Source organism: Paenarthrobacter sp. MSM-2-10-13 (genome assembly GCF_011605365.1).
Classification (GTDB): Bacteria; Actinomycetota; Actinomycetes; order Actinomycetales; family Micrococcaceae; genus Arthrobacter.
The window spans coordinates 727,447-752,893 of sequence record NZ_JAAOXO010000001.1 but is presented as its reverse complement, the minus strand read 5'-3'; the positions used below and the strand labels follow the sequence as shown (position 1 = coordinate 752,893).

The following is a 25,447-nucleotide window of genomic DNA, read 5'->3' as shown; positions in this document are numbered from 1 at the left end:
CTTCTGTATACTTATGCACAGAAAGCAGGCAAGCAATCAAATGAAGAAGGTGAAACTCAGCGGTAAGCACGGCGAGGGCAAGTTTGCCGTCGTCGATGACGATGTTGCTCAACGGCAGGACATTGCCAGATATAAGTGGAACTTAGACCCGAAAGGCTACGTCCTAAGGTACAAGTACATCGGACAAAAGAACGGTCGGAGCAACTACACTCCGCTTCTTCTGCACCGACAGGTCATGGACGCCCCGAAAGGCACCGAGATTGATCATGCAAACGGCGATCGACTCGACAATCGGCGGTCGAACCTCCGGTTTTGCACTCGGCAACAGAATATGCGGAACCGGACCGTGTCCAACCAGACCGGATACAAGGGAATCTACTGGAGAAAGCAGAGCCAGGCCTATGTGGCTCGACTAACCGTAGATGGCCGATCAATCCATGCGGGAATGAGCCGCGACCCAGAGCTCGCAGCAATCCTGTACGACGTCGCCGCGCTCCAGATTTTCGGCGAATTTGCGAACTTGAATCTGGTAGGCAAATCATGAAATTTGCCGTCTACGGTCGTATTTCTAGAGATCGAGTAGGGGCGGGCCTTGGCGTCGAGCGTCAGATTGCTGACTGTAGAGAACTAGTACGAGCTCTAAGCGGAGAAGTGGCTGCCGTCTTCCGCGACGACGACATTTCCGCATACTCGGGAAAGCATCGCCCTGGCTATGAAGCTCTTCTAGAGGCAATCAAGAACCGCGAAGTGGATGCTGTTGCTGTCTGGCATCAAGATCGACTCCTCCGTCGCACGATAGATCTCGAGAACTACATCGAAGTCTGCCAGCCCCTTAACGTCGCCACTCACACAGTCAAAGCAGGTCAGCTGGATCTGACGACACCAGCAGGGCGTGCGGTAGCCAAGACGCTCGCCGCCTGGGCATCGTACGAAGTCGAGACATCAACAGACCGCGTTAAGGCCGCCAAACTCCAAGCTGCCAAGGCCGGAAAATCTTCTGGAGGCAATCGCGCCTACGGTTGGCTCCAGAACGGTATGGAACAGCACCCGGATGAAGCTCCAGTTGTCCGTGAGATCATCAAGCGATTCATCTCGGGTGACTCCTGGAACAGCATCGCCTTAGACCTGAACGAGCGCAACATCCCCACCGCCAAGGGCAAGATGTGGACGGCTATCAACGTCAGCAACGTGGCCCAGCTTCCGCGTCACTACGGCTTCCGCTCCCACAACGGCCAGGAGTACAAGGCCGCATGGGAACCACTGCTGAGCCAAGACACCCGAGAAGACTTGTTACTCGCCATCAAACGGGGTCAGGCGATACATGGAAAGCGCACGTACGCACGAAAGCACTTGCTCACAGGCTTCATCTTCTGCGGCGTCTGTGGAAACAAGATGAGCATCATCAATGCGCAGCAGCGCGATGGTAGCTACTCCCCTGCTTTCAACTGTCGTAAGAAGGATCACCGCGGCCAGGAAGTCGGCTGCGGCAAGGTGAAGCGAAAGAAGGACCCAGTAGAGGATCTCGTCATCGACTGCATCATGTACCGACTTGATACGCCTGAGCTGGGCGAGTTGCTGGCCGGCGGTGAAGCTGAGACCCCAGAGCTGAAGCAGCTCATGCGCGATCACGAGTCTCAGTCTCAGCGGCTCCAAGAGATCTTGTCGCTGTATTCAACAGGTGAAATGGATTTCAACGAGTACAAGGTCGCCAAGACCACTGCACAAGACCGTTTAGAAGCTCTAGGGCGCGAGTTAGAACGAAAAACGAGTAAGCGTACAGTTGCAAACATTCCAGCGGGTCAGACAGTGCGAGAAGCATGGGAGAAGTCAGACCTTATGTGGAAGCGTCAGCTTGTTGACGCGCTCATTGAGAAGGTACTCATTTATCCAAAGCAGCCCGGGGACGGGAAGGCCCGATACAAGCAGTGGATATTTAATCCTGATCGGGTCGAGATTCGTTGGAAAGCGTAGGCGTCAAGATAATAAGTTCCTCTCCGAGCAAGGGCACTTCTCCTGGCCGAAGTGGTCGCTTCAATGCTCCCGGATACTTCTCAATCCTCGCCGTCAGCATCACCTTATCCTCGCCGGAGAGCGGGGCAAACTGTATCAAGTTCTTAGTGATCGCGGATAAATGACGCACGGCCATTTCCAGCGCATCAATCCGCTCATAGAGGTTGCGGCTGTCTATGCGCTTACGGCCAGTGTCTAGTAAGAGCGTGGCTATCTCCTTGAACCCATCATCTTCATGACGGCGTATGTTCTGCTGGACATCTCCGAACTCTTCAGACTGAACGCCAGCATTGTGCAGCCTTCTGGTCTTCAAGTCCTTCATCGGCTCATATCCGACAGCCAGTGCAACAAGTGCGGCCTTGCATTTGGGTTTGTTCATCACAGGGATCGTCGTCTCTTCCAAGAAGCTGATGAACTCAGCACCCGTCTCGATGTTGAACTCGGCCAACAGATCTGGGCGATTCTGCAACTTATCCACGGTAATGCCGCGATCACGACGGAGCTCTTGAAACGCCTTCACTAGCTGCTCGACGGTCATCATCTGGAAGTCCCCATGTCGCTAAGTTGTCGTGTCCATCTTCGGGGCTAACTCTAAAGTGTCGCCTGACGGCCTAGCTACATCTGCTGATTTCCTGCTTGCTGTGTCCCAGTGTGGAAGTAGCCCAACCGGGCATCACCCCCACTGAAGGAGTCGTAATGACCAACGCCCTGGTTCGTCTTTTGACCGGCGAAGAAGACAACAGCAGGAAGATGCCCACCGAGCTTGAGCTGGCCACGGCCGAGTACCGGGACGTTCTTCAGTTCCGTGCCTACGCCACTGAAGGCGATGCGCATTTCACCAAGTACGCGATGGAGAAGGCGGTAGAGGTTGACTCCTACCGCCGGCAGCTAGCCGGTGACGACGAGACCCTCAACCGTCTCCTGGCTCCGCTTGAGCTGGCGTTTATTGAGCGAGCCGCCGCACGCGCTAATGGTGGAAAGTCACCTAACGAATCCAAGTGGGGCTTCTAAATGGACGTGACTCTATTGCTGATCAGCATCATGGGTGGCTTCGTTGGCTATCACGTGGTCGCCGCCATTGAGAGAGCGTCCATGCGAGTTGAGCCCAATAGAACTGCGGCCGGGGCTCCTCACCCGTGCACGACCTTGGCCATAGATGCCAATCAAACCAAGGCTCGCATGTATCAGACAGTCACGGCCTATAGGAAGGAAGTGAAGCGATGAACGCATTGATGGTCTACACGACAACTACTACGAACGCCGAAGACTTCAACAACAGCGTCATGCAACTCATCACCGCTCTTTTTGGCTGGCTTTACACCGCCACTTCGCCATTCTTCGCGGTAATTGGATTCTTCCTGGTGATCTACGTTCTGGTAAAGCGAATGATCAACGGATCGCTACGAGGTAGGCGCTAGTCGAGTTGGTCGCGTTGTGTCAAAGTAAAAGTGGCATGACGCGACCTTCTCTTTACCCAAATTCAATCCACCAAACGGGAGGGTTTTGTGGGACTGATTAAGTCGCAATCAGAGTACGACCACGAGCGCAAGGCTTATATAGTCCGCTTTCCGACAGACCTGCCAGTCGAGAATGTGTACGCGCTTCTCCGAGTGCTGAATACGACGTTGCCGTGCCAGGTTATGGATACCCTCGTCAGCCGGCCAAGCTTGGTATTCGAAGCCTGGGCATCAGGTCAAGGAATCACCTTCCGTTTACAGGTTCCCTGGCCATACGCAGTACAAGTCACGAGCCAGATCAGGCATCAGATACCCGGCACGGTTATAGAGGATGACACCACTCGCCCTCGCAAGGCATGGAGCTACGTCGATGAGATCGGCATCTCCAACAAGAGCCGGACGCTCAACGTCTCAAACCCTTCCGTCATAGCTACAGATATCTTGTCGGCTCTAGCTCAAGCGCTTACTGGCGAAGAGACGGCGGTGCTCCAGTGGGTCTTCGCACCAGCTGGTTACGAGAACAAGCCGTCCACTGAGGCTCCTGTTTTGTCGACGCGGCACGGAGTGCTGTCAGGTCTCATAGGCCAGCAGGCAAGCCGCGAAGAAATAGAAGATCGTCGTCGCAAGCTAGATCATGAGCGCTACCTCGTAGTTGGTCGCATCGCTGCTAAAGCGAGCACGCCAGCCAGAGCAAAGTACTTGGTAGACGGGCTGTTCAAGAGCCTCAAGTCCGCCAATAGCCTGGCAACGAGCTTCGTTGCGAGAGTTCCAACCGGCGATATCGATGACCACTGCGATGCCGTCAACAACGCAAAGACGCCCTGGCGCTTCCCAGCTGTCTTGAACGTCATGGAGCTGGCTGCAGTCGCCGGCTTTCCCCTAGGCTCACAATCCGTGCCAGGTCTACCCAAGATGCAGGGTCGGCAGTTCTACGCCACGGAGGAAGTGGCGCGTATTGGGCGAGTCCTGGGCAAGAGCAACTACGCCAACTCTGGGCGCCCAATTGCACAGGGATACGACCAGGCAATCCTCCATTCCCACATTGCAGGGAAGAGCGGCACCGGTAAAAGCGTCTTGCTGGCTAACTCGACGGCTCAAGACATGGCCAAGGGCTTCGGCGTGGTGGTCATCGATGCAAGCAACAGCAACTCGCCAGAGACTCTCTTCAACCGCGCATTGAACTACGTACCTCGCGAACGACTGAGCGACGTCGTCGTGATGGATGTCAGCAACACACGTGAACGTCCTGTGGGCTTCAACATCCTCGATCAAGGCAACCCACACATGGTGGTAGATCAGTTCTCCGCCCTAATACAACAGCTGTATCCCGACAGTAAGGGCGTTTGGACTCGAGAGCTCATCCACCATGGCCTCTACGCACTTATCGAATACGGCAACGCCACGTTGATTGATCTACTCCCACTTATCCGCCCTCGCACCCCTGAAGAGACAGTCTGGGCAAGATCAGTTGTGAGGTCGATCAAGGACCGCCAGATCAAGTTCTTCATGGATGACTGGTTTGAACTCAAGGATGAAGAGCGACGGGTGAGGTCTCAGCCGCTCTACGACAGGCTCTGGCAGCTCAGTAGCCGGCCCGAGATCTACAACATCCTGGGGCAGTCAAAGTCCGGGTTCAACATCAGGGACGTGCTTCTCGGTAATCAGATCCTGTTCATCAACTTGGCTGGACTACCGGAAGACACTGCCGGTCTGCTCGGAACTCTGATCTTTCAGGCGCTCTGGACTGAGGCCCAGAACCTCACCCCGGATAAGGCCAACTTTGTTTATCTCGATGAGCTGCAGCAGATGACCAAGATCGATGTGGGGCTTCATGACATCTTGGCCCGCGGCCGCAAGCACAAGTTCACCCTGACGACGTCGACGCAATTCCTGGCCGATTCGAAGCAGGTGGACGACGCAACGCGCTCAGCCATCCTGAACAACACGGGCACAAAGGTCTTGTTCGAAAGCAGTGGCTCTGAAGCCAAGATGTGGCTCAAGGCAGTAGGAACCACTCATGTGACCGAAACAGATATCACCGGGCTACAGAAGTACGATGCCATTGCCTGGATCGCCAATGAAAAAGGAACCGGCGCTCCGGTTACGTTCACCGCACTTGAACCATTCAAGTCGCTTGGAACCGCCGAGCTTGCGGTCAAGCTCTCCGCTACCAAACATGGCACGCCGTTAGACGCTGTTCATCGCGACATCGATCAACGGCGAACTGCCAGAGTTGACGACACCCAAAAGCACCCAGCTATGGGCCGAAGGAAGCTGAATGATGACCAGCAAGACGCGAAGGTCTCTACGTAGCTACTGTCAGATGCTAAGAAGCCCCATCTCAGACTCGAGATGGGGCTTCTTAGTGGTGAAAATTAGTGAGCGTCTTCGTATGCCCTCAAGACCTCACCACTGATACGACCACGAGGGTTCACTTTGAGACCCTCCTTTGCGGCCCATTCACGGACACGTGCCAGTTCTTCTTTGTTGCTCTTAGGAGCAGATGATCCACTTGAGCGCGGAAGGCGAGCTGTCACCTTGGCAGCAGCGTCGATGTACTTACCAAGGAAGCCTTCCAGCTCCTTAGCGTTCTCATCGCTCAAATCGATCTCGTACTGGTTGTCTCCCCAGCCAAACTTGTACGACTTTGCGTTTTCCGTACCATCTAGGTCATCCCGGATGATTATTTTCGTCTCTTTAGCCATCTTTCAAGACTACACGTAAAAAGCTCTCCAGCAGCGTGGAGAGCTTTGAGTGGGTAAGTTATCGTCTTTCAGGGCAGGAGCGCTTAGAAACGACGTCAGGCACTAATTAGAGCCTATATTCGGTGTGCTCGGCGTTAAGAATGTCTGCTTGATGAGCACTAAGACAATGTTCACGATCGGCGTAACGATTCCGAAGAGCTGCGGATCACTCGCCATAGCTGAGATGAACCCGCCTACTACTGCTGAAGCTCCGAGATAGAGTGCCGCCTTCGCTGTCTTGCCTACGTTGGTTTCCCAGAATGATGTTTTGGTTGTGGTCATATGCCTCCTTAAAGGTGTTCGTTAGGTTTGCCGCCGCACCGGTAGCCGGCACGGTTCTTCTTGCATAGGCCGAAAGCATGAAGTAGTCCTTGCATTACTTTGCCCTCCACTTGCTGACTGCTTCGATGACTGCGGTGAAGAAACTCTTGATCCAGCTCACGTCTTGGCCGGTCTGGTTGATGGTGTCTTTCGTGGCTTGATCGAGCTCGCCGCCTATGGGCACAGCCTTCAGCTTCTCGTTCGCAGCATTGAGTTCGGTCTGAGCCTTGGCAAGTTGCGTGCGCAGTTCGTCTCGCTCATGCGCCGTTGAGTCAGCAATGGCGTTCAGGTTCTTCTTATCGGTGGTGAGCTGGCTTACCTGATTGTTCAAGGCATTGATCTGGCTGATCTTCGCAGCAGCGTCCTTTGCGGCCGAAGCCAAACGTGCGTTGATCCCTTGAATGCTGTTCGGATCTTGGCTGTCTCGCCATTGACGACCTTCGCCTGAGAGGAAGAGCCCTTGCAAGTACTCGTTGGTCAGCTCTTGACCAACATGGTGTGACTTGAGATCCGGATCGTATCCGCCATCAAGAGAATTGCCACGGCCCGAAAGGCCATTTCGAGCCAAGACTCCGTGAGTCAAGATCCGGGCTGTATCTAGGTTGATTCTTACGGGCATGTCACCTCCTTTTGGTGGGTTAGCTGGTGGTTGTTGAATCGGTTGCGTTAGGCGTGGGCGAATGACGCCTCTGAATATTCCGTAGCCGTGTTTCACCCAGGCAGCCGGCGATCCTTTGGTTGCCGAAGCATTGATGTAGTTCTGAGCCAGGGCATCTACAACGTTCAAAGTGCAGTTGTCCCCTGCAATCTCGATGTGGCCAACGCTTGAGCCGAATGAACCAGCTCCATAGACCAGAATGTCGCCAAGCTGCGGGACGAACGTCGCCGAGTTAGGGATGACCTCGTACTGTGAAAACTGCTTCGCGTTATCGAACAGCTGGTACGCGTAGAGTCCACCAATACGGGGATAGCCGAGCCAGGCGGTGTATGCGTTTATCAGGCCTACACACTGAGCTCCGATTGAGTTTCCGTTACTGTCGTAGGTGACGTGTCGAGCACCTACATTGGCTACGAGCCATCTTCTTACTTCGTCTCGCGTAGCCACTACAGACTGTTCCTGTTTACAATCACCAACCCGAGTACAGCGGCAATGACAGCGCCAATGATGATGCGTCCTGCCCAGGTGAGCCATGACTCAACTTTGCTGACACGAGTTGCCAGTCGTTCCTCGACCTCCGCAATCTCCTTCTCAAGTTCCAACTTGGTTGCAAAGTTTGAACCGAAGGTGTCCATCTTGTCTTTGAGTTCCTTGACGCCCTCTTTATGGGATTCAGTACTTTCACGCTGAGCCAGGGCTGCATCTTTTAGTGCTATTTCTAGTTGACCTACACGATAGGCGAGGACTGGTTGGTTGTCGCGATCGCTCACCTCTTCCGTCTCCTTGATAATGGTTTTAGTTTTTTGGCTCATTACCGCGGCTAAACTTTCGTATAATAAATGGTTATATAGCAGGTTGCGTACGCCGTTCGGTCAGAGGCTGTCAGTACATTGATGTTCGTCGAATCCGCCCATGCCTGGTGAGCTTGGGCGAGTGTGGTAGCGGCGAATGGCATTGGAAGCCTTATACCAGAGGAGTTCATAGAAAAACCTTCCAGACTGACCAGAGTCTCCATGCCACTGACACCGTGCGCTACAGGTTTTGTTGTATTGTTCGGCAGCGCGCCAAAGTTGATCGTCTTCTTGTAGATCGGTTTGCCATCAATCCAAGTGAAGCCCGTATTTACTTCGCTCGTAGTGTAGTTATCGGTTGGGGCGATGTTCGCGGCCGGCAACTTGGCCATAACTCGCCTATCAGAGATCTTGTTGGCAGCGATGGTCGTCACTGTAGCGTCGACTCGGACTGAGTCCACGATGATGTACGGGTTGGACGCTCCGATCGTTGTCTGAATCGCGCCCACGGTTGGATCTATAGGGCTAGCGTTGGGCGTGCCCTTCACAAAGGTCGCTTTCACAACTCCAGGCCCATCTAAGTTCGCGATTGTAGGCGCTCCACCAGGAAGGCTAACGGCCATATCTACATAGATGACAATGAGGTCAATGCGAGGGTTGCTGGCGTCTGCCGTATCGAGCGTGATGTCGAAGTCTGCGACCAGGCTGAACTCGCGAGCTGAAGCTGTAGCTCCGGAGCCGTATGGGATGAAGCCATTACCTGATTGTAAGGTGACGGTGAGGCCAGTCTTTGGGACTACGAGAAGGCCGTCTACGACGTTGCCAGTAAAGAGGCGGGATAGATGCCGAGCGTACAACTCAGGTGATACGAGTGAATTGCTGTAGTTGAGTAGTTTGAAGTTGTCGTACATCTAAGTTTATTGTTCCCCTATAACCTTATGATATTAAATTAGCCGTAAATGTGCCAGAGGCTTGTGCAAAGAAATAGAACTTTAGGTTAGTCGAAGAGAAATTCGAGATGTTGTAGATCCATCGCTGACGGCCATCGACTACCGTTAGTCGCTGAAACTTGAATATGTCGATGTACTCACCAGCTGTTCCTGGATTCACTACAACGTAGGCGCGGTAGCAGAGTGATCCACCGAACTGCATGTTGTCTGGCAGGAACTCAACCATTACGACGTTCTTTGCGTAGCCGCCCGGGACAGTCAGGTCATAGGCATCCTCAGAGGACAGTCGGTGGTTGATCACGCTGGCGCTAGTACGAGTCTGAGCCGATTTGATCTCTCGTGAGACCTGGTCGACTTCCCGTAGAAGTGCGATCGGCTTGTGCTCTGGCAGTTGGTCAAGCACGGACATCAAGCGGTACCCGCCCCGTCAGCCAAGATCTGAATCTTCAGTCGAACCCATGTATTGGCCGGCACGTCCATGATCCTGATTCCCCACTTGGATATCTTCGGCGTGAAGACTGCGCCGCGCGCATCGAACACGTAGTAGGACGGCGTTCCAGGCTCCACGTAGTTCGGTTGCCCAACCCAGTTGACTCCGTCTGACGATGTCTCTAGCTCAGCGACTAAGTCAGCAAGCGGTGTGGTGACGAAGTCAGAGGTAAGCACGGCATCGACAATGATCGGATCGGCGGTTACCTTGAAGGCCGACCACGACGTAGTCACCCGGTAGTAGCGAATGTTGTTGCCCGACACTGGCTGAAACGAGCCCTTTTGCTCGGCGAGCAGCTGCCGCGCGTCGTTCAATCTTGAAGCCACGATGTTCTGCGGCAGGTTGTCGAAGTTAGTGACGCCCATCAGATCGTCCTCGCCACGGTCAAGACGCCAGGACAAGTGCCCCTGGCTCGAAGCTTGAGACGGTAGGTTACGTTGCCGACGTACTGGAAATAGATCTTCCATTTCAGCTGGTACGTGCTCCCGAAAGAGGAAGCAACAGGCTCGTCATAGGCAACTGCACTGACGTTATCGCCCGGCCAGGCACCGTACGTCCAGGCGTTGTAGAAGCCGTCGTACTGGACCATGTTCGCGTCAGCCGTTCCATTGATTCTGAGATCGCTAGCAGGGAAAGCGAACGGAAGCTTCTGAGATCCGTCACCAGTAAAGGTGAGGGTCAGTTCAACGATGCCAGATCCCCCGCCCATAGGGTCGACGTAGGGCAGCGTCTCAGTTCTATCCCAAGTAACACCCTCGTTCTCGGACGCATAGGCAAGGACTCCACTCGCTCCACTGGCTACTTGAGGTGCCTTGAACTCTTGACCCACACGGCCAGCCGTTCGAATGCGCTCTTGAAGGACGCCGCTGATGAGTTGGCCCGAAGCGCTATCCAAAGTACTCCCCCGTTTTCTCGAAGTAGAGCGTCACCGCCTTCTGGAAGTGGTTCTCATCCACGTGAGTCTCTTTGCGCTCGATGCGGTAGTAGCCGGTCATGTCTTCTAGGAGCTTCCGGCCGGTCAGCTTCACAGGAATGATGTCGCCTATTTCAAGACGAACAGTCGGCATGTCCGCACCCGATAGCGTTATCTGCGGCATCCGAAGTAGCTGTTTGACGCGATCTAAGCGCGCCTGAGCGTTTTCATCGAGCGTGTCTTCATCAGACACCTCATTGAACTGCACAGGCAGCTCACGCAGCCCGAACTCGTTCTGAGAGGGTATGTCTGACTTGGTAGTGGTCAGCTGATCCTTGCCGAAACCAGAACCAAGGCCGTGGATTTGGTTGTAGAGGTTGTTCGCTCCCCTATTGAGCGTTGCGCTGTCGAATGTAGAGCGGCCGTTGGTGCGATCGAACTCGAGTCGGAAGTCAGTGCGCGGTGAACCGATCTGGGCATAGGTCATTGCCGTTTTGTCGTGAAGGATCTTGAAGTCGAACTTGCCATCGACCAAGTTGGTGAGGCGCTGCATGTTGAGCTTGGTACTAGAGGTATAGGTCTCGAATGACTTGTCTCGCACTTTTCCAGTGACGTAGTAGCCACTCGCCGGAATGATGATGCCATAGTCCCCATAGGTGGCGAGCTGAGCTTTGCGGATCAAGTCGTAGAAGATCTCCACGCTCTCCATGCCCGTGTAGACCTGTGTTGGGCTCGGATAGCGATCCTTGAAGAAGTTGAGGTAGCCGGTCGCTTGGACACTGATAGTAATGGCGTCTGTCGTGATGTTGAACGGCGCGTAGTAGAGCTGTGTGCCAAACAGATACTCGCCGTTCTCCTTGATCTTGATCTCTGTCTGGCCCTCGCGGAAATTGCTGACCGGATCGGCGCCAACCTTGTCGATCATGTAGGTCTCGAAGGCGTCTAGATCCATGCTGAACTGAAGCGACTCCGCTTCGTTGCGCTCTTCCGTCCAGTAGAGGTTCCTAACCAGATGCGTGATCTCGCAGATACGGAGTCCGCTCTTCGTCCAAAGCTCCACGTCGTACCGAGTGGAGTTCGAAGCCGTGAATGCTGCTAGTTGCTCGGGCGTCATGACTAGATACCCATGATTCCTGGCCGCCAGAATATCTCTGCCGTTGATACGTCTGATCCGGAGCCACTGTCGAAGACGATGACGTTTGGACCAGGAATGAGGCCCCACCATTCAGCATCTAGCGGTACGTATGAGAAGACGCTGCCGTCGTTGAGCGTCACTGCGTGGCCCTGAGGGCTCATGTCGATTTTGGTTACTGAGTCCGCGGCCACCGAGTAGCCAGCCAAACTCCAGACCTGCCCCGTAGCGAGGTTGGTCAGCGTTGGATTAGTCGTCTTGCCCGTGATCTTGATGACCGGGTACACAGTAATCGCGCTGTCGTTCACGATAGATGCACTGGTCTGACCTGAAGTGAAGTAGAAGCTCGAACCAAACTGAGGGCTCGTAGTCGTAAACTGCATACCGCCAGAGATGGCCTTGTAAACCGTGGCACTCAGAGCTTCGCCGGCTGTGTCGTCATAGATGGTTGGATCGTCAGCCTTCAGCTCCAGCTTGAAGATGTGCTTGAAGTTCGACTGTGTCAGCGGCATCTTGAAGTCCCGCACCTGGGCGTTGAACACGTAAACATAGCCGTCGTCGTCTTCGATTCGCACGACTATCGGAGTCGGGTAGAGCGGAAGAGCGTTCTGGATCTCGCGTCGCTTCTGCTTGGCTTCAGCTATGGTTGCGGCGAAGATATGGCCGTTCAGCGTCAAGAACCTGGCGTCGTAGAATTGTGCGCCTGTGTAGCTGCCATGCTGACCTGATCGTTGGCCATCACTCGTACGGATGCCAGGGAGCTCTAGACCCTCTATTGGTTCCTTCAAGTAAGTGCGATTGCTCTGGTCGTTCAGTAGGTAGTCGTTTAGCCAAATCTTCATGATGCGAGCTCCAGGGCGAACCCGATTTCTTCAAATATTCTTCGTGGATTTTCTCCGTTGTTGACGTTCATGTTTTGGATGATCACTGTGTGGCCGCCCGCGCCGCTAGATCCTTGGTTGCCGCTCCTATAAGCGGGAGTCACCTGAGCACCTCGTGGCAGATAGACGTTCTCAGGACCATGCTCACCTACTCGGGCCATGCCGCCAGGTGCGTAGCTTGTTCCAGTAGCGAATCCACCAAACCCACTGCCCTTGAGGGATTCCTCTCTACCTGTGATGCGCCCGAATAGGTTGTCCAAGGAGCGATTCATAGGACCAAAGAACCCGTCGTACATGTGGTTCATATCTTGAACCGAGTTCCTTGCGGTCTGAGTCGTCTTCTCTATGTAGCCTTGGTAGGTCTTCTCGCTGATCTCACCGTTCTCAAAACGCTTCTTCATCATTGCGTCTGTTTCACTGCCCTGCGTTTTAGTGCGGTCGAGCTGATCAGCAAGATCAGAGATCACACCTAAGGTCTCGAGGGTCTTATCGATGATGATCTGAAGAGCGATACTTGCCGCTGTTCCAGCAGCCGCCCACCCGATGCTTCCGAGGTTAGTGTTTAGGCCGTTTAGCTTCCCTGATGCCCCGTCAATCTTGCCGTGGATGATGTCCATTGCTTCGCTGAAAACCTTCTTGCCTTCTTCGATGGCAAGCGCGCCCTTGAATGCAGCGAACGCTCCCACAGCGCCCCATATGATCCACTGATTAGCTGACAGGAAGTCCAACAGCCCGCTTATCGCGCCTAGGAATATTCCAGAAAGATCAGCCGCTGCGCCCAGCGCTACTACGAGGGTTGTGCCGATGACCGGCATGAGTGGCTCAAGGACTTCCTTCCACAGTCGGCCGAGTGCCGGAATGAGCTTCTCAGCAACGACAGACCAGAGTCCTTGCATCTTCGGCCCCAGATAGTCGCCTACCTGCCTGCCAAGTTCGACTGCCTTAGGTATGAACTCATCGAAGGCCGTGATTGCACCAGAGACGATGCCAGCGAGATTATTACCAAGGCCTGTATAGTCGAACCCTCCAAGGATTCCGAGTTCTTGTGACACCCGATCAAAGATTGGTTTGGTCGCTTGGCCAGCCATCATGCGGAGCTTGTCGGTTATCTGCTCCCATCGAGCGGAGACGGTCTGGCCCTGCTTGGCTACCAGTGAATAGTCGATACCCATTTCTTGGAGGGTGCGGCTGATTATCTCCATGGCCGGAACGCCCTCAGCCTTTAGCTGGTTGATCCTGGTACGCGGGATGTTGAACCGGTCCATAATCGACATCCAGTCGCCCGACAATGCCTCACGCAGCGAGAACATCGCACCACCCAGGCCTTGCTCTGGATTTAGAGCTGCGAGTATTTCGGCTTGACGAACCAGGTCTTCGAGGGAGTGACCAGACGAGTTAGCGACTGGAGTCAGATTGGCCGCAGCGTCAGCCAAGTCGGTGAAACTGAACTGCGTACCAGCAGCTTCTGTTTTTACCCAGGAGAGGGTCTTGGCAACCTTGTCGCCGTCCTTCATGAAGGCCATAAGTTTGGTCTGAGCCTGCTCGACCTGGCTGTTGAACTCAAAACCCTGTTTCAGCCCGAAGACAGCACCTGCGAGCCCTGCTGTGCCAACGGCCGCAGAAGCGATGGCCGCGACCTTGCCGAGTCCTGATAACGCCTGGCTGAACTTTTCAGACTTACCGCTGGCGCCGTCCATTTCATCAGCCACGCCTCGAATAGGCTTTGAAGCCTTGTCCTCTGCTGAAATAACGATATTGATCTTATTAGCCACGTGGTATTGCTCAGTGACAGTTGTTTATATCTGTCTCTATATCTTCAATTTAACATGCAAAACGACTAGCTGCTATAGCTAGCCGTCTATTGAGTATTGTTATTCAAAGCCCCAGTTATCGTCGCTACTATCACCCGGAGCTTGTTGCGCTGATTGTCGTTCAGCCACTAGCCTCCACTTGAGGTGAGCCAGATAAACGGCTTCCCACGGCTCGCGATCGAACTGTTCTACGCTGAGATTGAACCTCTCCCGGTACTCAAGGTCGAGGATGTCCTTCTGTATGTCTTCTGGGAGCGTCCGGAGTTCGACGCGATGCTTGAAGTAATCCTCGAACGCTTCGCCGTACCTGGCTAGTTCGTCTTCGCTTTTAAACGGTCAGTACCGGTGGCCACACCCACGATGTCGTTGAGCCATGCAAAGCCTAGCGCCTCGATAACTTTGGGAGCATCAGACTTTTCAAATGCAACGAGCTCAGCTACGCCCTCATCGTTAGTACTCATCACCATGCCGCTCTGTATGAGTTCAAGGGCGAACTCCTTGACTGCTTCCTCGGCAGCAGCATCCAACTCAGAACCAAGTGCTTGGATCTTCGCGTTGTCCTGCTCAGCGATCGCCTGCTGCATCTCCGCTCGCTTGGTCATGAGGCCATCTGCATAGCTCCTGCGCTGGCTCTCATTAGCAGCTTTCACAATAACGAAGCAGTCGTCCCATCCTTGAGCAAATCCCTTTAGGCTGTACTTACGCGTTGCAACAATGTTTAATCCCATATAATCCTTTCTAATAAAAATAGACGCCACTAGTTAATCATGCGGCGTCTATTAGGGCAATGGAATTAGGCTTCGTAAGATGCAACGTCGTTGGTGACGGTCATCTCGATGTCTTTACCAGCGTTGTTTTCATCTGCTTCAAAGTACAAGCTGATCTCTTGCGTCACAATGTCATCGCGGCCGTCAGAGTCAGTCAGCTCGCGGAAGCGCACCTTAGTTCCGAGCCACTCGACCTTTGATGTGCCGTTAGTCGCTATAACCTTGAGTGCATGGATCTTGTTGGTGAAGTAACCATCCTCGTAATCAGTCTTGCGGTACTTGATCACCATTGAGCCCTTGGCTTCAGCTGGAGCGCTATCGAACTCTGGATCGTCATCGACTTCACCGAGCGAGTGGTCGACTGTGACGCCCTCTTCCATCTGTATGTTGATGCTCTTCGGCTTGATCTTGCCTGCTGTTAGGCCGGCAACGTCATCAGCTAGGAACACCTCAACCTGGCGGCTGGTGAACTCTTTCTCGCCGATCTTGAAGGCTGGAGTCACACCAGTAGTGTCTTCGTGCTTCCAGCCCTTTAGCGCTGTGCTCGCTTCGAGCCATGCACCCTGCTCACCTACTTCAAGGCTGACCGAGAGGTTGTCCATGTAGCAGGACTTGTAGAGACGGGTACTAACAGGTCGAACGTCCCAGACTGACAGCGTGCGGCGAGCGACGGTCTTGTCGCGGCTGAAGACGTGGACGTATGGACCCGCTCCTGTGGTTGTCACCTTGTTGAACATGCCGGTTGCGAGCCAACCGATGCCATCCTCAGTCACCTTGCCGCCGAGTGGCCCTTCGGAGTGCCAGAGGTCGATCGCGCTGTCGTTGATCTTGACGTCTGAGCCCATAGCGCTTTCATTCTCGATGATGCCTGGAATCGCTTTTAGACCCTTTTCGAGCCAACGGAACGAATACTGCTTGGTGGCCACTGTTCCTGGCGCGCTTTCAGGACCGATAACGATCGCCTCGCGCCTCTTCTTGTATGAATTAAATGCTGTCATCACCTACCTCTGCTTCTTTCTGCTGCTTTGCTTTTTTGGCAGCCTCTAGCTCATCGTCAGCTTCAACGGTTACGCCTTCTATTGGGAGAAAGTATTTTCGTTTAGGTGCAACGATGGCTTCAGCTACTTCAATGTTTGACTTATGATCTTGGGGTTGCTTTGCCATGACTTCAATGTATATCAATCACGTTACTTGTTAAAGGCTAATCAGTATCGAGCGAGTATCGAATAGAGAACGTGACGTGTCCTTCTGATGTTAAATCCGCGTAGTCGGCGTTAGCAGCGGGGCGAGGATTTATTCCGAATTCAATCTTGAGGCTAGGCGCAACGGCATCAATGCCCTCGTCCTGACGGGCGCCATCTATCCCATAGTTTCGGATAGCACCGACAACGGTCTTTGTGTCGTACTTTCTAGTCTCTAGATCCCGCATCATCACCAGGTCACGGATCTTCTTATCGGTGAGATTGAGAGGGTCTACCTTGTCGCCAGTGAAGTCATCACGCTTGTTTAGGACCACCTTTACAGTGATCTCATCTGTCACGTCGTCCTCGTTCATGGCACCCTCCGTGATATCCGAAGTCGTTTGGGTGACGACGATGCAGGGCAAGTTGAACGTAGGGATCGCCTCAGGATCACCGTCGTAGTAGGTCGTGAATCGTTCGCCAAAAGTGTCCTTCATCAATTGAAGGATTCGGCTGGTGCTGCTTTCCGATTCCGCAAACACTAGATCAGCCCCTGTTGATCCATTTGCGTGGTCAGGTCAGAGGCGATGTACTTCACGATCCTGGCTTCACGGGTCTGGTCAATACGCATCATCACGCGCTGCGGAACGCCCCGGCCATCGTTGTGGTAGTCGAAGTATTGGGCTTCGTTCCAGAGCGATGTCGTGAGTTGTGTGGACTTGTGTTTGAAGCTGCGGTTCATAAGACCGGTGCGGATCAACGGTGGACGGCCTGGCCAGCGGCGGGCTTTCCACTCGGCATAGTTCTCATTTAACCGAGGCCATCTCTTACCGATGACGCCACCACGAGAAGCGAAAACCTCGCCGGCGAAGAAGCGCGTCAGGTAGAGGCCGGTTGCACCCATTGAGCGAGTTAGGTCTAGCTGACCACCAGCGAAGTCGCGCAACTTCTGCACGAGCTCCTTGTCGCCCTCAATCCGTACGTTGATCGTGCTCATCGCTAGAATCTCTGCCCGATGTAGAACGATCGGGGTGCGTTTGCGTCTGGATAGCCGGTGACTGAGTTCGATGTCGAGAGAGATTGCCCGTTTTCGTCCGTGACAACTGCTGTTTTGTCTCCGTATGCAGTCACTTTGGCCCTGGCGTCCTTAAGGCGAGCTCCGTAAGCGCCGTTGCCATAGGCATCCACCAGAAGAAGTGCAGCAGCGAGCTCTAGAGTCAGGCTCTTCACGATGGCCGGCGCTGGGTTGAACGGCACCGTATATGCGCCAGCCAGTGCACTGTTGATCTCAGTTTCAGCGATACCGCGCCACAGTTCGACGGTGCGATCTGCTAGGTTGAACGCGTTCTGAAGCCCCGCTGCTTGCCGAATGTCTCCGAGAGAGGCGTAGTGAGGGAAGTCCTGGCCACGAACAGCATCGAGAGCAGTCAGTGGTGTTTCCGCCATAGTTGTCGGGTCGAAGTAGGTGAATCGGTACCAGTACCCTGATGAGCCAGCTGAGTCCGCGAAGTAAGTAGATTGCTGGTCGGGATCGATTGCACGTGTTGCCAGGACTGAGAAACTCCCGTCGTCAGGCACAGCGTCTTGGACATTGACGGCTCGATAGACATGGATCTGATCGCCAAGTACGGCTGTGACCGCGTCGTAGCGCGCGTGTGGCAGTTTGAGTGCTTCAGTCAGGTTGATAGTCGTCTCATCAGCAACCGACTCAACGACGGCCTTCTCCACGCCTTCACGAGCTAACGCGCCCACGTAGATAGTCTGGCCAGCTACGAAGCCTTGTGTGCTCCTGAGAAGGATCGCTGTCGCTTCAGCAACGTAGTCCGAACTAAGCTCACCGCGCTCAACGATGTTGATTTCATGGAATGAGTCGATGCGGAGCTTACTTGCCATATATCCCCATTTAAACACCAACGCACTGCAATTAAAAGAGTCGCACTAGCTGAATGGTAGTGTGCGCAAGATGTGGGAGTTTCTAACAGCTAAAGAGGGACCATGGTGGGGCGAAGCAGCCATCGCCGGAGGCTTCCTCATCATCGGTGCCTTGATCAGCCTTATCACGGCCGCGATCGTAGAAGCAGTGAAGTCCAAGCGCGAACTGTCGCGTCGCTTTGACGCCGAGATTCGCGAAGCTGGCGCAGCCTTCCTTACCAAAGCTGACGCCTACTGGGAGTCGGAGAAGGAATACGCCAAGATCTTGGCGCAGAAGACTTCCCGCGACAAGGTAGAGAGGCTCTCAGAGGCAGGAGAAGCGAACCGTGTTGCCCGTAACGCTGCTTCTAAGGCTCTACAGCCGCTTTCGTTTGTGGCACCTGACCCCTTGATTGGCGCAGCCAGGAAGCACTACGTAGTTATCCTTCAAGCCGGCATAGGCGATGACCCCGGGGAACACTCGAAAGAGTACTGGGCAACTCGGCAGAAGGTTGTAGATCAAGTACGCCTGACGTTGAAGTTGCCAGCGTCCAAGATAGGAAAGAAGCGCTGGTACAAGAGGTTTGGTCCTTGGATGAAGTCTCACCTGCCGTCGTGGAAAGGGCTCAAAGATGCCACCAATGACAAGGGTCTCCTGATTGTTGGCGGCATCTGCCTACTGCTCGCTGGTTACTTGCTGGGGCGCTGACGCCAACAACATGAGCCACCACGCCGGGCATGAGAAGATCACTTCGTGCTCGCAACCCCTCCCCCTGTCATCATCAACATGCCCGACACTGGTGCGCCCTGGTGGGGCGTTCCCCTTATGGCAGGCGTCTTCCTGCTCATCGGTGCCGTCATAGCGTTTCTCTCGACGCGAGCAAGCGATAACCGCAAGGCAAAGCGAGATAAGGCCGAGCGCATCATGATCGACACACGGTCAGTTGGCCTGGAGTATCTCGAAGCAGCTACTCATTTGGCTGAAGTGGTAAAAGGGCAGGAGTCTGAGCACCGAGCGCTCCCCTCGAGTGAGTACCTGCTCGCCATTCACGATGCGCTTATCGACCTCCGTGCCAAGTGGCGGAAATTCGAGTTATTTGCTCAGGAAGATGCGCTGAAAACCGGGCAAGCCCTCTTCAACGCCTGCCTAATCTTGATGATTCCAGGCTTTGAAAAAGAAGAAGTAGCTGGCAGCATTCGAGACTTTGAGAGTGCGAAGCTGAACTTCATCAACACGCTCCGTGCCGCCAGCGGTGTTGGCATCATCGAGGTCAAGACTCTGGACCCTGCTACCGAGAAGGCGCTCAAGGAGGCTTCCGGTGCACTGGTGAATGACATAGGTGAACGACTAACGCACGCGCATGGCGGATCGGGGCATAAACAGTAAGAAGAGTTCTCTCGTGACGCAACTCGCTACACTTAAGAAAAACGTTTGGGGGAAACAGTTGTCTGTTGAATTAACGTTTCTGGGCAAGTTGGGCACGAGCATCATGAAGGTCGTGAACATCTTCCAATCTGAGAAACGGGCGGATGCACGGCAATGGCATAAAGAGATACGTAAGCAGTGCCTGATCATCGAAGATGAGGCCATGCCTTTCACGGACCCAACGTTCTACCACAAGTGGGACTCCATGGGGAATGACACGGAAGCCGTGAGACTCTCCAGACACAGTTTGGCGATTAGCGAAGCCCTCAAGGAGCTACGTGACATCGCAAATGATGACGTCGGAGAGAAAGCGTACCGGCTCCATCAGAGCTGCATGACAGTGTTAATGGCCCACGGCGTTGCGGGAAGTACAGGTTCCATGGAGTTGACCGGGCAAGTCATTAAGGACATCGGTCAGCTGCGCGATGCACGTCAGAAGCAACTAGGCATGAAGCGCAAACGCTAAGAGAATTGAAAGAGCGCCCGTATTGGGCGCTCTCGTGTGCTGTGTGACGTTCGGGCTTCTATTTAGTAGCAGCGGTCGTCTTTGTCTCAGAAGCCTTCTTAGCGGCCTCCTGTGCATCTTTCACGATCTTGTCTGCTTGAGCCTCTGCGGCAGCGATGAGCTTTTCAGCTTTAGCCGTTGCTTCAGTTAGAGCAGTGTCAGTCACTTCCTTAGCCTGAGCTTCAGCTGCTTTCACAATCTTGTCTGCTTCAGCGGTCGCTTCGTCCGTGATCGCCTTAGCCTGAGCTTCAGCTGCTTTGGTCTCAGCCTTGGCAGCTTTTTCTGCTGCTGCTTTGACTGCAGGATTTTCGAGTACTCCGATACGGATCAATCGCTTGATAGTCGCTTTCGGGGCTTCGAGGGTATCCCCTGCCTTGTAGACAACACCGTCGAGCTTGATCTCGCTCTTGGCTGTACCTTTTACTGTGTCCGCCATGGCTATACCTCCAGCACGGTTACGTTGAAAGTGTTGTTCGCAGTCGCCGCGGCGCTAAGGGTAACGGTGAGGGTCGTGTCGCTTAGCGCTACGTTGTCAACGAACTGATCCTGGTTGCCTGCTGGCAGGATGCCGAGGATCTTGGCGCCGGCTTTCACCGTTGCAGAGCCGCTGGTTGCGGCTGCATTCACGGTGACGGCTACGGTCCTGAGGTTGGTAGGAGCGATTGCTCCCACCATGTACTTGATCTTGCTGATTCCACTAGCCATACGACTAAGCTCCAGTCGCGAACGCGTCCTTTAGTAGGTACCAAGCGTCGGCCATGATCATCTCGTAGTTGTAGTAGTCAGTGACCACGATTTCTGAATGAGATGGGTTGTTTTTCGCTTCCTTCGTGACTTCACGAGCGTCTTTGAGCTGGAACTTGTAACCACCGTTGACGCTCTTGCGGCTTGGCTTGTCGGTTACGTAGCCAAAGAGTACGTCGTCGCCCCAGATGTTCTGGATGTCATCATCGAGACCTTCTTCACCGAAGTTGGCGCGAGCCTGGCCGATGTAGATGTTCTTGATACCGAACGGACCAAACAGTTGCTTGAGCTGTTCAAGGCTCACTGCACCGCCCTGTGCCCATTTGAGGCGGTCCAAGATGTCTGGGTGGCTGATCAGTGAAAGGTAGCCTTCACGGCTCAAAGCCATTGTGTTGTACTTCAAGAACTTGCTAGAAGTAACCGCTGTCTTGATGTCTTCAAACGGATTCGAGTTAGCGTAGTCAGACCAACGGCTTGTACCTGTGAGGGTGCGGTTGTTAGTGACGACTGCCGTATCAGTTAGCTTGTCAGCAAGCGCCTTCTCGTCGATGAGGGCCATGACAGACAAGATGTTTTCTGTTTCATCTGACTCAGGGTTGAACGGATCGTCAGTAAGTTGGTAGTCCTCTTTAGTGACGTAACCCGAGAGAGCGTGCTCTTCAAGTGGCTGAGCGTTCTTGTATGAACGAGTCTGTGAGATGCTCTTAGCCTTCGAGAGACCTGTGCGCACAGAGTTAGCTGGAAGGTTGAGGTTTTCCTTGCCGAACTCTGGGATTAGGAACGTTGGTTTGGTGACTGGCACCACTGGGAATAGCTTCTCAGCGATGAAGTCTTCTTGATCGTTGAACCACGCGTTGGCCACATTTGTAAGTGGTTGATCGACGTAGGTAGGTTGATTGGCCATATTCAGTTATGCCTTCCTTAGAACTTTTCGTTTAGTTTGATGTATTCGGCGATCGCACCGGCTGAGCCTGCACGAACCAGACGACCGATGACACGGTTACCCGCGGTCGACGTCACGACTGCTTCACCGCTGCCGTTGGTAGTGATGTAAGCGTCTTTTGCAGTGTTAGCTGCGAGTTTCACTTTGAATGAGCCTGCACCGTTGAGCAGAACCACGTCTGCTGTGCGGCCTGCTACTGGAGCGTTGTCCAAGACACCAAGAATGGCGTCAGTAGCTGCTGTCGCAAGAACGACTTTGCCGTCTGCGTCTAGTTTGACGATGTGATACTGCTTGCCGGTCAGGTCTGCACCTGCGGTAGCGCTGTAGCGTTCACCTGGTTGGAATGCTGCCATGTTATTGCTCCTCCTTGAGCTGATCTTTTAGTGTTTCGTCGGCGTCGAGCACCTCCTTACGGGCCTCGGCGTATGTCTTTGACTTGCCGCCTGCTGCGCGAGCGTCCGCCAGAACTTTCTGGACTCGCTCATGCACAACCTGGGCAGCGTCAGCCACCACGTTTGCGCCACCGTCGCCAAGTTCGCCGGCTGTGACGAGCTTGTTCTCTGGTAGAGATTCGAGGAACGTCTCCAGTGTCTTGCGATCGTCACCGCGTGAGGCGAGAAGGATCTTGACTAGGTCAGCCTTCTGTCCGCTTTTAATCTGGCCTGCTTTGATGCGGGCTGATGCAAAATCACTTGCTTCGCTTTGTGCGAGCTTTTGCTGTGCCTCACGGCCAGCAGCTGCGTCTGCACGGAGCTGAGCTAGCTCGTCTGCTGTGATTCCCGTGATGGCACTAGCTTCAACCTTTGTAGGCTCTGTTGGTACTTCAGGGGTTTCAGGTGTTTCTGGAACCTCTGGAGTTTCTGGCTCTTCGGGAGTCTCTGGTACTTCAGGGGCTTCCTCTGCCAGTCCGAACGTAGTCAGCTGTTCAGCTGTCAGCTCGGCTTTGTGCTCGCCCAGGAACGTCTTTTCTTCGTCGTTCAAGTCGGCAACTTCTTTGGCAAGAATTTCTTCTAGCTTCATGTGTTCTCCTTTACTGTTATCACTGTTGCCAGCGGCACTCGCCTTCACTTTCTTGTTGGGCAAACGCGATGCCGTGATTGGCTTCAGTTTCTTGAAAAGAGGGATGTTGGTGAGTGCAGCACCCGTGAGCACGTTGCTGACAAAGTTGTACTCTTGCTCGGGGTCTTCCCATGGGTAAGAGCGAGGGTTGAATTCCGGAGAAATGAATTTCCACTCACCGTCTTTGATCGCTTGTTCAGCGGCGGGAGTCCATTCAGGATCAGCAAGTAGAGCGGAGCCATCTTCGCTGGCGTAGAGCTTCGGCATCCAACCGGCTGCCTTGTCCCAAGAGTCGTGGCCGTAGTTCAGAGGAATCTTAGGATCTGCCTCTACAAGACCAACACCCTGGTTAGCGTTGATGATGAACTGCTGGATGTCATCAGGAGTGATCTCAAACTCGCCGTGCCATGGTGTGTTCCATGTACCGGTGCGAAGTAGCTCGATAGTCTTAGGCGCATTGCCTTGAGAATCTGCGCTAATTTTTACTAGGTTGTGAAATGCTTTTATTGCCATATGTCCTTAATGTCTTAAATATGGCAACAGAAGTCAATAGTAATAATTCCTAATAGTCATAGATCAGAGAGCATCTACAACGAACGTGGCCGGCAGGCCTATCAATTTCCTTCCCATTGGGCAGCTGGAACAGATCGTCAATGGGTATCGTCTTACCGATGAGCGGCGAGCAGATCTTGCAGGCGCTGCTGAGTCCGTCCCAGGTTTTAGTCACCGCCCCTGTCTGCTTTGCATAGTGCTTGAGCCCTGTCTGGTAAGCGTTGACTGGCTCCGTCTGTGCAATGAGTTCAGCTCGTATCGGGTTGTCGATGACTTCCAAGATTCGAAGCCTGGCTTCGTGAACGTCCTCCCTCATAGCAATGCTCTTAGCCACCGCCTGGCGAATGAGATCGCGGCTCGTGTTCGTAACTTGGGAGACCAGCTGTGCGGTATGCCAACGGGCGGCACTCTGAATGGCAACGTCGAGCGTGGCGTACTCCATGGCTGCGTAGCCTGCTGGATATCCGTAGAGGGCTTCACCGGCTACAGCTCCGGTGGCCACTAGCTCGGTGATGATGTCGATGATGGCAGCAGTCAGAATGACTTCTTCAGCTTTCCAGACTGGATCGTCGTTATTGAGCACTGGCCCGCTGTCGGCTTTGATCGGCTCAGGCAAGCGGGACCAATCAACGTAGCCCTGCGCTCGGGTAGCCAGCTCATGAAGGTATTCGCCTGAGGCTGTTTCTAGGCGCGCCTCAAGCACGAGAAGCTGCCGGAACGTGTCCTGGTTCGCCTTGTAGCTTTCCTGCCACTCCTCGGCTGCGTGGATGGCTACGTGCAGCTCTTCGCGTGCCTTAAGAAGTTCTGCTCTTGTTGCCATAGAGAAGCCTCGTTAGTGATGATGAGACTTTGCCGGCCATCGTCTTGAGCTTGCCAGCTTCAGTTGGGATTGCCACGTCAGTAGGATCGTCGTCGTTGATTTCCTGGTGCTGACCAGAGGCGTCGGCCGCGACTTTGAGCTTCGCAGCTGCTGCCTGATTCTTTGTGCGTAGAGCCTTCTCTTCATCGCTCAGCTTTGGGAACTCGATCAGTTGCCGCACGTGGTCTTCATCTGCCTCAGTAGGAGTGATAACCCCAGACTTCACGAACTTCTCTACGGCGCCGGCAAGGGCGACAACGTCTTTTTGGTTGACGTCGCCATGCTTGATAGTCGGGTATTGGTCAACGGTGAAGTTGAGATCAACCAGTGTCTTCACGACGTAGCCGAGCGTGTCAGCTACATAGTCGAGTACAGACTCAATGGATTGGTTGAGCAGTATGTGCTGGTCCTCGCTCACCGCGCGACCACCGCTGGCGCCGCCTGAACCAAGCTCCAGGAATTGAGCTAAGACGTTCTTGGAGATCTGCCGGTCGTGATGGTCGCGGCTTGGCCCGATGTCTTTGAGGCTATGTGCCTGCATATCCATGAAGTTGATGTCCCAGCCCTCTGGCTCCTCAACATACGATTCCTCGTTGGCACGGAGGTTGCGCACGACATTGCGCGCTGCTTCGCGTTCAGCGTCAGTTGCTGTTCTCGGATACTTGATCTTTGGTACGCCGAGAGAGTGGCGTTCATGACCCACCGCGTCGATCTGGTCGAACTTATCTACGTAGTACCAGTGCTTGTAAGCCGTACGCAGGATGCTGACACCCTCATAGTTGTCACCCTCTTGCTCGTTGGTGAATACGATCAGCTTCTCGAGTGGGATCGCTACGCTCTTGCCATCAGACTTTCGGAACGTGATGCCTGGCGTGTCCGGGCCTGCCAGCCAGGATTCGAGACCTGTCTGCTTACGGAAGCTGAGCTTGGTGAGAACGATGCGCTCAACGCCGTCGACATCTTCAACCTCAAAGACCATCTCAAAGATGGCATAACCCATCTCTAGGTAGGTGAGGATCTCCCCTAGGATTTTCTTCCACTTGAGACGGCTGAATAGGTTCCAGTGCACAAAGTCAGAGACGTCTAGGTCTGCATCGTCGTCGGACGCTGGAGCGGCAAAGAACTTGGTTGCCTTGATCGGGTACTTGATCGCCTTGAGCGATGTGCCAACACTGGCGTCACCACGGCGCATCTGCTCCCACACCTTGAGAGCTTTGCGGCCGGTTAGGTCAAAGTTGTACTCTTCACCGGTAATAACGCCAGAGAAAATATGAGTTCCAGAGTCTCCCATTTCTGGGCTGATTATTAGTTTCTTTTTCTTTGTAGAATTACTGGCCATCTA

General features: G+C 53.9%; 33 protein-coding genes. 9 read left to right on the top strand and 24 right to left on the bottom strand.

What is annotated here, in order from left to right; all coding sequences use genetic code 11:
* Nucleotides 1-40: 40 nt before the first annotated feature.
* A complete protein-coding gene (locus HAV21_RS03630) occupies nt 41-544 on the top strand; it encodes an HNH endonuclease signature motif containing protein (protein ID WP_166840454.1) in 504 nt (167 codons plus the stop codon).
* Nucleotides 541-1,971: a recombinase family protein gene (locus HAV21_RS03625; RefSeq protein ID WP_166840452.1), complete on the top strand. Its 1,431-nt coding sequence runs from the start codon at nt 541-543 to the stop codon at nt 1,969-1,971. Before HAV21_RS03630 ends, HAV21_RS03625 begins: the two co-directional genes overlap by 4 nt.
* On the opposite strand, the gene HAV21_RS03620 is transcribed toward HAV21_RS03625, so the two are convergent.
* Complete coding sequence (locus tag HAV21_RS03620; RefSeq protein WP_166840450.1) at nt 1,934-2,551, bottom strand: hypothetical protein; 618 nt, start codon at nt 2,549-2,551, stop codon at nt 1,934-1,936. The genes HAV21_RS03625 and HAV21_RS03620 overlap by 38 nt on opposite strands.
* A 155-nt stretch (nt 2,552-2,706) precedes the next feature.
* On the opposite strand from HAV21_RS03620, the gene HAV21_RS03615 reads away from it, so the two are divergent.
* The 3 genes from HAV21_RS03615 to HAV21_RS03605 all read left to right on the top strand — a co-directional run bounded on the left by HAV21_RS03615 (nt 2,707) and on the right by HAV21_RS03605 (nt 5,780).
* Nucleotides 2,707-3,021, top strand: coding sequence for a hypothetical protein (locus tag HAV21_RS03615; protein WP_166840448.1), 315 nt, complete (start codon nt 2,707-2,709; stop codon nt 3,019-3,021).
* Nucleotides 3,022-3,230: 209 nt separating this feature from the next.
* Nucleotides 3,231-3,428: a hypothetical protein gene (locus HAV21_RS03610; RefSeq protein WP_166840446.1), complete on the top strand. Its 198-nt coding sequence runs from the start codon at nt 3,231-3,233 to the stop codon at nt 3,426-3,428.
* Between the two features lie 87 nt (nt 3,429-3,515).
* Nucleotides 3,516-5,780: a type IV secretory system conjugative DNA transfer family protein gene (locus HAV21_RS03605; protein ID WP_166840444.1), complete on the top strand. Its 2,265-nt coding sequence runs from the start codon at nt 3,516-3,518 to the stop codon at nt 5,778-5,780.
* Between the two features lie 62 nt (nt 5,781-5,842).
* Here HAV21_RS03605 and HAV21_RS03600 read toward each other — a convergent pair whose 3' ends face one another.
* The 10 genes from HAV21_RS03600 to HAV21_RS03555 all read right to left on the bottom strand — a co-directional run bounded on the left by HAV21_RS03600 (nt 5,843) and on the right by HAV21_RS03555 (nt 14,119).
* The gene (locus HAV21_RS03600; RefSeq protein ID WP_166840442.1) at nt 5,843-6,172 is read right to left on the bottom strand and encodes an Lsr2 family protein; all 330 of its coding nucleotides are present in this window, start codon (nt 6,170-6,172) and stop codon (nt 5,843-5,845) included.
* Nucleotides 6,173-6,274: 102 nt separating this feature from the next.
* The gene (locus HAV21_RS03595) at nt 6,275-6,493 is read right to left on the bottom strand and encodes a hypothetical protein (protein ID WP_166840440.1); all 219 of its coding nucleotides are present in this window, start codon (nt 6,491-6,493) and stop codon (nt 6,275-6,277) included.
* Nucleotides 6,494-6,587: 94 nt separating this feature from the next.
* Nucleotides 6,588-7,637 carry a CHAP domain-containing protein gene (locus HAV21_RS03590; RefSeq protein ID WP_166840438.1) on the bottom strand — a complete coding sequence of 350 codons (1,050 nt, stop codon included), beginning with the start codon at nt 7,635-7,637 and terminating at the stop codon, nt 6,588-6,590.
* Nucleotides 7,637-8,002 (bottom strand): hypothetical protein, encoded by a 366-nt coding sequence (locus HAV21_RS03585; RefSeq protein ID WP_166840436.1) that lies wholly within the window; start codon nt 8,000-8,002, stop codon nt 7,637-7,639. Before HAV21_RS03585 ends, HAV21_RS03590 begins: the two co-directional genes overlap by 1 nt.
* A gap of 8 nt (nt 8,003-8,010) precedes the next feature.
* Nucleotides 8,011-8,892 (bottom strand): hypothetical protein, encoded by an 882-nt coding sequence (locus tag HAV21_RS03580; protein ID WP_166840434.1) that lies wholly within the window; start codon nt 8,890-8,892, stop codon nt 8,011-8,013.
* A gap of 447 nt (nt 8,893-9,339) precedes the next feature.
* Nucleotides 9,340-9,786 carry a hypothetical protein gene (locus HAV21_RS03575; protein WP_166840432.1) on the bottom strand — a complete coding sequence of 149 codons (447 nt, stop codon included), beginning with the start codon at nt 9,784-9,786 and terminating at the stop codon, nt 9,340-9,342.
* Nucleotides 9,786-10,316, bottom strand: a complete 531-nt coding sequence (locus HAV21_RS03570; protein ID WP_166840431.1) for a hypothetical protein — start codon at nt 10,314-10,316, stop codon at nt 9,786-9,788. Before HAV21_RS03570 ends, HAV21_RS03575 begins: the two co-directional genes overlap by 1 nt.
* On the bottom strand, nt 10,309-11,448 hold the full coding sequence (locus HAV21_RS03565) for a hypothetical protein (protein ID WP_166840429.1): 1,140 nt from the start codon (nt 11,446-11,448) through the stop codon (nt 10,309-10,311). The genes HAV21_RS03570 and HAV21_RS03565 overlap by 8 nt, the downstream gene beginning before the upstream one ends.
* A gap of 2 nt (nt 11,449-11,450) precedes the next feature.
* Nucleotides 11,451-12,308: a phage tail domain-containing protein gene (locus tag HAV21_RS03560; RefSeq protein ID WP_166840427.1), complete on the bottom strand. Its 858-nt coding sequence runs from the start codon at nt 12,306-12,308 to the stop codon at nt 11,451-11,453.
* On the bottom strand, nt 12,305-14,119 hold the full coding sequence (locus HAV21_RS03555; protein ID WP_166839767.1) for a hypothetical protein: 1,815 nt from the start codon (nt 14,117-14,119) through the stop codon (nt 12,305-12,307). The genes HAV21_RS03560 and HAV21_RS03555 overlap by 4 nt, the downstream gene beginning before the upstream one ends.
* A 183-nt stretch (nt 14,120-14,302) precedes the next feature.
* Between HAV21_RS03555 and HAV21_RS03550 the strand changes: the two genes are divergently transcribed.
* Nucleotides 14,303-14,473, top strand: a complete 171-nt coding sequence (locus HAV21_RS03550; protein WP_166840426.1) for a hypothetical protein — start codon at nt 14,303-14,305, stop codon at nt 14,471-14,473.
* Here the strand turns inward: HAV21_RS03550 and HAV21_RS03545 are convergent.
* From HAV21_RS03545 to HAV21_RS03520, 6 genes are read right to left on the bottom strand one after another with little or no spacing between them, the layout of a single operon-like run.
* The gene (locus HAV21_RS03545; RefSeq protein ID WP_166840424.1) at nt 14,470-14,916 is read right to left on the bottom strand and encodes a hypothetical protein; all 447 of its coding nucleotides are present in this window, start codon (nt 14,914-14,916) and stop codon (nt 14,470-14,472) included. The genes HAV21_RS03550 and HAV21_RS03545 overlap by 4 nt on opposite strands.
* A 35-nt stretch (nt 14,917-14,951) precedes the next feature.
* Nucleotides 14,952-15,923, bottom strand: a complete 972-nt coding sequence (locus tag HAV21_RS03540; protein ID WP_347877611.1) for a phage tail tube protein — start codon at nt 15,921-15,923, stop codon at nt 14,952-14,954.
* Nucleotides 15,910-16,089: a hypothetical protein gene (locus HAV21_RS03535; protein ID WP_166840420.1), complete on the bottom strand. Its 180-nt coding sequence runs from the start codon at nt 16,087-16,089 to the stop codon at nt 15,910-15,912. The genes HAV21_RS03540 and HAV21_RS03535 overlap by 14 nt, the downstream gene beginning before the upstream one ends.
* 37 nt (nt 16,090-16,126) lie before the next feature.
* Nucleotides 16,127-16,603, bottom strand: coding sequence for a hypothetical protein (locus HAV21_RS03530; RefSeq protein ID WP_166840418.1), 477 nt, complete (start codon nt 16,601-16,603; stop codon nt 16,127-16,129).
* Nucleotides 16,604-16,647: 44 nt separating this feature from the next.
* Nucleotides 16,648-17,103: a hypothetical protein gene (locus HAV21_RS03525; protein ID WP_166840416.1), complete on the bottom strand. Its 456-nt coding sequence runs from the start codon at nt 17,101-17,103 to the stop codon at nt 16,648-16,650.
* A gap of 2 nt (nt 17,104-17,105) precedes the next feature.
* Nucleotides 17,106-17,999 carry a hypothetical protein gene (locus HAV21_RS03520; RefSeq protein WP_166840414.1) on the bottom strand — a complete coding sequence of 298 codons (894 nt, stop codon included), beginning with the start codon at nt 17,997-17,999 and terminating at the stop codon, nt 17,106-17,108.
* 61 nt (nt 18,000-18,060) lie between these two features.
* Here HAV21_RS03520 and HAV21_RS03515 point away from each other — a divergent pair, with 61 nt between their 5' ends.
* The 3 genes from HAV21_RS03515 to HAV21_RS03505 are packed head-to-tail and all read left to right on the top strand — an operon-like array spanning nt 18,061 to nt 19,909.
* Entirely contained in the window at nt 18,061-18,726 is a 666-nt protein-coding gene (locus HAV21_RS03515; protein WP_208095829.1) for a hypothetical protein, read from the top strand.
* 45 nt (nt 18,727-18,771) lie between these two features.
* Entirely contained in the window at nt 18,772-19,404 is a 633-nt protein-coding gene (locus tag HAV21_RS03510; RefSeq protein ID WP_166840410.1) for a hypothetical protein, read from the top strand.
* Nucleotides 19,405-19,417: 13 nt separating this feature from the next.
* Nucleotides 19,418-19,909: a hypothetical protein gene (locus tag HAV21_RS03505; RefSeq protein ID WP_166840408.1), complete on the top strand. Its 492-nt coding sequence runs from the start codon at nt 19,418-19,420 to the stop codon at nt 19,907-19,909.
* A 58-nt stretch (nt 19,910-19,967) separates the two neighbouring features.
* Here the strand turns inward: HAV21_RS03505 and HAV21_RS03500 are convergent, their stop codons facing one another.
* From HAV21_RS03500 to HAV21_RS03470, 7 genes are read right to left on the bottom strand one after another with little or no spacing between them, the layout of a single operon-like run.
* Entirely contained in the window at nt 19,968-20,384 is a 417-nt protein-coding gene (locus HAV21_RS03500; RefSeq protein ID WP_166840406.1) for a hypothetical protein, read from the bottom strand.
* Nucleotides 20,385-20,386: 2 nt separating this feature from the next.
* Nucleotides 20,387-20,653, bottom strand: a complete 267-nt coding sequence (locus HAV21_RS03495; RefSeq protein ID WP_166840404.1) for a hypothetical protein — start codon at nt 20,651-20,653, stop codon at nt 20,387-20,389.
* 4 nt (nt 20,654-20,657) lie between these two features.
* Nucleotides 20,658-21,596: a hypothetical protein gene (locus HAV21_RS03490; protein ID WP_166840402.1), complete on the bottom strand. Its 939-nt coding sequence runs from the start codon at nt 21,594-21,596 to the stop codon at nt 20,658-20,660.
* Nucleotides 21,597-21,613: 17 nt separating this feature from the next.
* A complete protein-coding gene (locus HAV21_RS03485; RefSeq protein WP_166840400.1) occupies nt 21,614-21,988 on the bottom strand; it encodes a hypothetical protein in 375 nt (124 codons plus the stop codon).
* 1 nt (nt 21,989) lies between these two features.
* Nucleotides 21,990-23,207, bottom strand: coding sequence for a phage protease (locus tag HAV21_RS03480; RefSeq protein WP_166840398.1), 1,218 nt, complete (start codon nt 23,205-23,207; stop codon nt 21,990-21,992).
* 49 nt (nt 23,208-23,256) lie between these two features.
* The gene (locus HAV21_RS03475) at nt 23,257-24,066 is read right to left on the bottom strand and encodes a hypothetical protein (protein WP_166840396.1); all 810 of its coding nucleotides are present in this window, start codon (nt 24,064-24,066) and stop codon (nt 23,257-23,259) included.
* Nucleotides 24,041-25,444: a DUF935 family protein gene (locus tag HAV21_RS03470; RefSeq protein WP_166840394.1), complete on the bottom strand. Its 1,404-nt coding sequence runs from the start codon at nt 25,442-25,444 to the stop codon at nt 24,041-24,043. Before HAV21_RS03470 ends, HAV21_RS03475 begins: the two co-directional genes overlap by 26 nt.
* Nucleotides 25,445-25,447: the final 3 nt, after the last annotated feature.

Excerpts from the sequence above, each read along its gene's own strand:
- HAV21_RS03625 (WP_166840452.1), top strand. The coding sequence starts at position 541 with ATGAAATTTGCCGTCTACGGTCGTATTTCTAGAGATCGAGTAGGGGCG.
- HAV21_RS03595 (WP_166840440.1), bottom strand. The coding sequence starts at position 6,493 with ATGACCACAACCAAAACATCATTCTGGGAAACCAACGTAGGCAAGACA.
- HAV21_RS03615 (WP_166840448.1), top strand. The coding sequence starts at position 2,707 with ATGACCAACGCCCTGGTTCGTCTTTTGACCGGCGAAGAAGACAACAGC.
- HAV21_RS03540 (WP_347877611.1), bottom strand. The coding sequence starts at position 15,923 with ATGACAGCATTTAATTCATACAAGAAGAGGCGCGAGGCGATCGTTATC.
- HAV21_RS03630 (WP_166840454.1), top strand. The coding sequence starts at position 41 with ATGAAGAAGGTGAAACTCAGCGGTAAGCACGGCGAGGGCAAGTTTGCC.
- HAV21_RS03525 (WP_166840416.1), bottom strand. The coding sequence starts at position 17,103 with ATGAGCACGATCAACGTACGGATTGAGGGCGACAAGGAGCTCGTGCAG.
- HAV21_RS03470 (WP_166840394.1), bottom strand. The coding sequence starts at position 25,444 with ATGGCCAGTAATTCTACAAAGAAAAAGAAACTAATAATCAGCCCAGAA.
- HAV21_RS03580 (WP_166840434.1), bottom strand. The coding sequence starts at position 8,892 with ATGTACGACAACTTCAAACTACTCAACTACAGCAATTCACTCGTATCA.
- HAV21_RS03610 (WP_166840446.1), top strand. The coding sequence starts at position 3,231 with ATGAACGCATTGATGGTCTACACGACAACTACTACGAACGCCGAAGAC.
- HAV21_RS03620 (WP_166840450.1), bottom strand. The coding sequence starts at position 2,551 with ATGATGACCGTCGAGCAGCTAGTGAAGGCGTTTCAAGAGCTCCGTCGT.
- HAV21_RS03565 (WP_166840429.1), bottom strand. The coding sequence starts at position 11,448 with ATGACGCCCGAGCAACTAGCAGCATTCACGGCTTCGAACTCCACTCGG.
- HAV21_RS03575 (WP_166840432.1), bottom strand. The coding sequence starts at position 9,786 with ATGGGCGTCACTAACTTCGACAACCTGCCGCAGAACATCGTGGCTTCA.
- HAV21_RS03485 (WP_166840400.1), bottom strand. The coding sequence starts at position 21,988 with ATGGCAGCATTCCAACCAGGTGAACGCTACAGCGCTACCGCAGGTGCA.
- HAV21_RS03530 (WP_166840418.1), bottom strand. The coding sequence starts at position 16,603 with ATGAAGGACACTTTTGGCGAACGATTCACGACCTACTACGACGGTGAT.
- HAV21_RS03600 (WP_166840442.1), bottom strand. The coding sequence starts at position 6,172 with ATGGCTAAAGAGACGAAAATAATCATCCGGGATGACCTAGATGGTACG.
- HAV21_RS03490 (WP_166840402.1), bottom strand. The coding sequence starts at position 21,596 with ATGGCCAATCAACCTACCTACGTCGATCAACCACTTACAAATGTGGCC.
- HAV21_RS03585 (WP_166840436.1), bottom strand. The coding sequence starts at position 8,002 with ATGAGCCAAAAAACTAAAACCATTATCAAGGAGACGGAAGAGGTGAGC.
- HAV21_RS03560 (WP_166840427.1), bottom strand. The coding sequence starts at position 12,308 with ATGAAGATTTGGCTAAACGACTACCTACTGAACGACCAGAGCAATCGC.
- HAV21_RS03500 (WP_166840406.1), bottom strand. The coding sequence starts at position 20,384 with ATGGCGGACACAGTAAAAGGTACAGCCAAGAGCGAGATCAAGCTCGAC.
- HAV21_RS03520 (WP_166840414.1), bottom strand. The coding sequence starts at position 17,999 with ATGGCAAGTAAGCTCCGCATCGACTCATTCCATGAAATCAACATCGTT.
- HAV21_RS03535 (WP_166840420.1), bottom strand. The coding sequence starts at position 16,089 with ATGGCAAAGCAACCCCAAGATCATAAGTCAAACATTGAAGTAGCTGAA.
- HAV21_RS03495 (WP_166840404.1), bottom strand. The coding sequence starts at position 20,653 with ATGGCTAGTGGAATCAGCAAGATCAAGTACATGGTGGGAGCAATCGCT.
- HAV21_RS03480 (WP_166840398.1), bottom strand. The coding sequence starts at position 23,207 with ATGGCAATAAAAGCATTTCACAACCTAGTAAAAATTAGCGCAGATTCT.
- HAV21_RS03475 (WP_166840396.1), bottom strand. The coding sequence starts at position 24,066 with ATGGCAACAAGAGCAGAACTTCTTAAGGCACGCGAAGAGCTGCACGTA.